We start from the raw sequence: 2995 nt of genomic DNA on the forward strand, positions 1-2995 counted from the left end.
AGTGGCTCCTGGTCCGCGACCTGGACTCCGCTCCCGACCTCGACCCGCTGGCCTTCCCGGTGGCCCCGCTGGAGGAGACGCTGCTGCGAGCGCGGCAGCGCGAGTGCGGGGTCGACATGGCCATCGTCGAGGACGGCTTCACGTACACCGAGGAGTTGTCCGACGCCATCGACGCCGCCAAAGCGTCGCTCGGACCGAAGCGCTGACGGCGGTCAGCCGGCTCGTCGGCGGTACGGGTGCGGGCCGTGGGTCGGGAACCGCGACTGGGTACGCGGTGGGTACGCCTCGCAGTGCTCGACCCAGTGTTCGGCGGCGGTGGCCAGGGCGTCAGCGGAGACGGTGAGGATCAGCGGGTAGATGGCGCTGGACGGGCGGCGCATCCACGGTGGCAGTGACTCGGCGGAGAACTCCACTGTCAGCTCCAGCCGGCGGCGGCGCAGCACCCGGCTGCGCAGGGCCAGGTTGGGTTCGGTGAAGCGGACCGTCGCCGGTGGCGCGCTCAGCGCGAGGGCGGCGGTGGCCTGCCCGTGCAGCCAGCCGCCGAGCGCGCGGGCCTCCTCGACCATGAGGCTCGGGTAGTGGTGTGACCAGGTCTGGCCGTCGGCGGTGCGGGCGTCCACCTCGATGAGCAGCCAGTCGTGCCAGCCGGGCGTGGCCCCGTCCAGGTCGTCGGGCGGGTCGATGCCGGGCTGGTAGCCCACCGGGCGTACCCGCACCCGAGCGCCATCGTCAGACCGGATCTCCACTCGATCATTCTGGCCGAGCAAAGCGGACTTCAGGCCCCGAATCGGTCACTTCGTGATGGTCCGCCGCACGCCCTGGTGCCCGGCGCAGGCGTTGGACCGGCCGCCGGCCAGGCTCACCGAACCGTCGCGGCACTGCACGAGGTAACCGCGTCCGGCCCAGAACTGCGGTACGCAGTCGAACCAGTCGCACACCTCGGCGGCCGGCTTGCGGATCCGCGTGCCGCCACAGAAGTCGTACCCCAGCGGGTTCTCCGGTGCCCCGCAGCGGGGGCCCTGGGTCGCGCTGGGCGACGGGCGTGGTGACTTTGTCGGCTTCGGCGGCGGGGATTTCAGGGCGAGCGCCGGGCCGATCCGCGCGGGTGCGGCGCTGACGGTGGGCGCCGGGGTGGCTGCGGCGGCGACCTCCGCGCCACCTCTCGGGTCGGACGGGTTCGACTCGATGAGTGCCGCCGGCACCAGCAGCGCGATGGCCGCCGCCACCGCGATGCTTCTGCGGCCCCCGGGCACGAACGACGACAGTCGGGCCTGCCCGGGAGTGGCCGCGGCCGGCCGGAACGGCTTGAGCTGGGCGTGCTCGGCGATCAGCTCGTCGAGTTGGGCGATCACCGCGGCGCGCTGTTCGATCGCGTCGGCGAAGGCCAGGGTGAGCTTGAACCGGAAGTCCGGCGCGGCGTCGGTGGGCAGCAACAACCCGGAGATGCGACGCCGGTCCAGCACCTGGATCAGGGTGACCGGGGCCGCCGGGTCGTGGGACAGGCCGGTTATCCGGCCGTACGCCCAGTCGCGCCGGCCCCGCCCGCCGAGCAGCACGAGTCGACGGCTGGTGATCACGGCCATGCCGGCGTCGGTGACGCGTACGCCGTCCGGGCGGCGCGGGCGCAGTGGCCCGGTTCCCGGGGCGACGGTGAGGTCGGGCGCGGGCAGGACAGCGGTGTGCCGTACCTCGACCAGTTGCGCCGCGGGTAGCACCCAGAGCACCACCTCGTCGGCGGCCAACTCCAACGCCAGCCCGGCGCCGGCGGCTGCCGAGCCCTGGAAGTCGGCGGCCAGGGCGCGTAGCCGCCGTAACTCGTCGTCGCGTCGCCGCCACGCCGTCTCAGCGCCGCGGTACGTGCTGACCCGCCGCACGTTCTGCCGGTGCGCCCACTGGTACCGCCATGTGGAACCCGTCGAATCAGTCTTTGCCACGCCGACTCCTTCGCCGCGCAGGCCACCAATCTGGGGTGTCACACGGTTTAACAGGTGCGGCGCGGCACCTGGAAACGCCGAAACGGGCGAACTACCCGATCGGCGGAGCAACCAGCACGATAGGGGGATACTGATGCCGACGTTCATGTTCTCCGAGGGGGTGACGGTCGTGCCGGCAGTCACGCTGCTCGGGGTCGTGATCGGGGTCGACATCGGCACCACCAGCACGAAGGCCGTCGCGTACGACACCGACGGGCGGCAGCTCGGCAGTCACCTGGTCGGCTACCCGCTGAACAACCCGCAACCCGGCTACGCCGAGCAGGACCCACAACTCATCCTCGACGCGGTGCTCAAGTCGATCAGCATGGTCGTGGCGGAGCTGGTCCAGCCGGTGGCCGGGCTGTCGTTCGGCTCCGCGATGCACAGCCTGATCGGGTTGGACCGGGACGGCAATCCGCTCACCCCGTCGGTGACCTGGGCCGACTCGCGGTCCACCCGGCAGGCCGAGCGGTTGCGGGCGGTGCCGTCGGGGTTGGCCCTGCACCGGCGCACCGGCACGCCGATGCATCCGATGTCGCCGCTGCCCAAGCTGCTCTGGTTCGCCGAGCAGGAGCCGAAACTCTTCGAACGGGTGGCGCACTGGGTGGGCATCAAGGAGTGGGTGCTGCTGCGGCTCTGCGGCGCGCTGGTCACCGACCACTCGATCGCCTCGGCCACCGGCCTGCTCGACATCCACGAGCTGAAGTGGGATCACGAGGCGCTGACCATCGCCGGCATCACCCAGGAACAGCTCCCGCAGCTCGTCGCCACCACCGCCGTGCTGCCGAACCTCACCCCGCAGGCCGCGGCCGAGACCGGTCTGCCGCAGCGCACCCCGGTGGTGGTCGGCGCTGGCGACGGGCCACTGGCGAACCTGGGTCTGGGAGCCGTGCACCCCGGCATGGTGGCCTGTTCGATCGGCACCAGCGGCGCGATGCGGGTGATGGTCGAGCGGCCCGGCGTGGACCCGCTCGGCGGGGTGTTCTGCTACGCGCTGACCGAGCACCGCTGGGCGGTCGGTG

3 protein-coding genes and 1 pseudogene are annotated in these 2995 nt (G+C 72.2%); 2 read left to right on the forward strand and 2 right to left on the reverse strand.

Annotation, left to right across the window (positions count from 1 at the left end):
* Positions 1-206: pseudogene (locus ABZ749_RS32840) on the forward strand (hypothetical protein); the annotation flags it as partial.
* A 6-nt stretch (positions 207-212) separates the two neighbouring features.
* Here the strand turns inward: ABZ749_RS32840 and ABZ749_RS32845 are convergent.
* Both ABZ749_RS32845 and ABZ749_RS32850 read right to left on the reverse strand, forming a co-directional pair.
* Complete coding sequence (locus tag ABZ749_RS32845; RefSeq protein WP_357234747.1) at positions 213-746, reverse strand: hypothetical protein; 534 nt, start codon at positions 744-746, stop codon at positions 213-215.
* Positions 747-791: 45 nt separating this feature from the next.
* A complete protein-coding gene (locus ABZ749_RS32850; protein ID WP_357234749.1) occupies positions 792-1934 on the reverse strand; it encodes a hypothetical protein in 1143 nt (380 codons plus the stop codon).
* Between the two features lie 133 nt (positions 1935-2067).
* Here ABZ749_RS32850 and ABZ749_RS32855 point away from each other — a divergent pair.
* On the forward strand, positions 2068-2995 hold a 928-nt coding region (locus tag ABZ749_RS32855), incomplete at its 3' end, for a gluconokinase (RefSeq protein ID WP_357234751.1).

The sequence above is a fragment of the Micromonospora sp. NPDC047753 genome, assembly GCF_040642735.1.
Taxonomy (GTDB): domain Bacteria; phylum Actinomycetota; class Actinomycetes; order Mycobacteriales; family Micromonosporaceae; genus Micromonospora.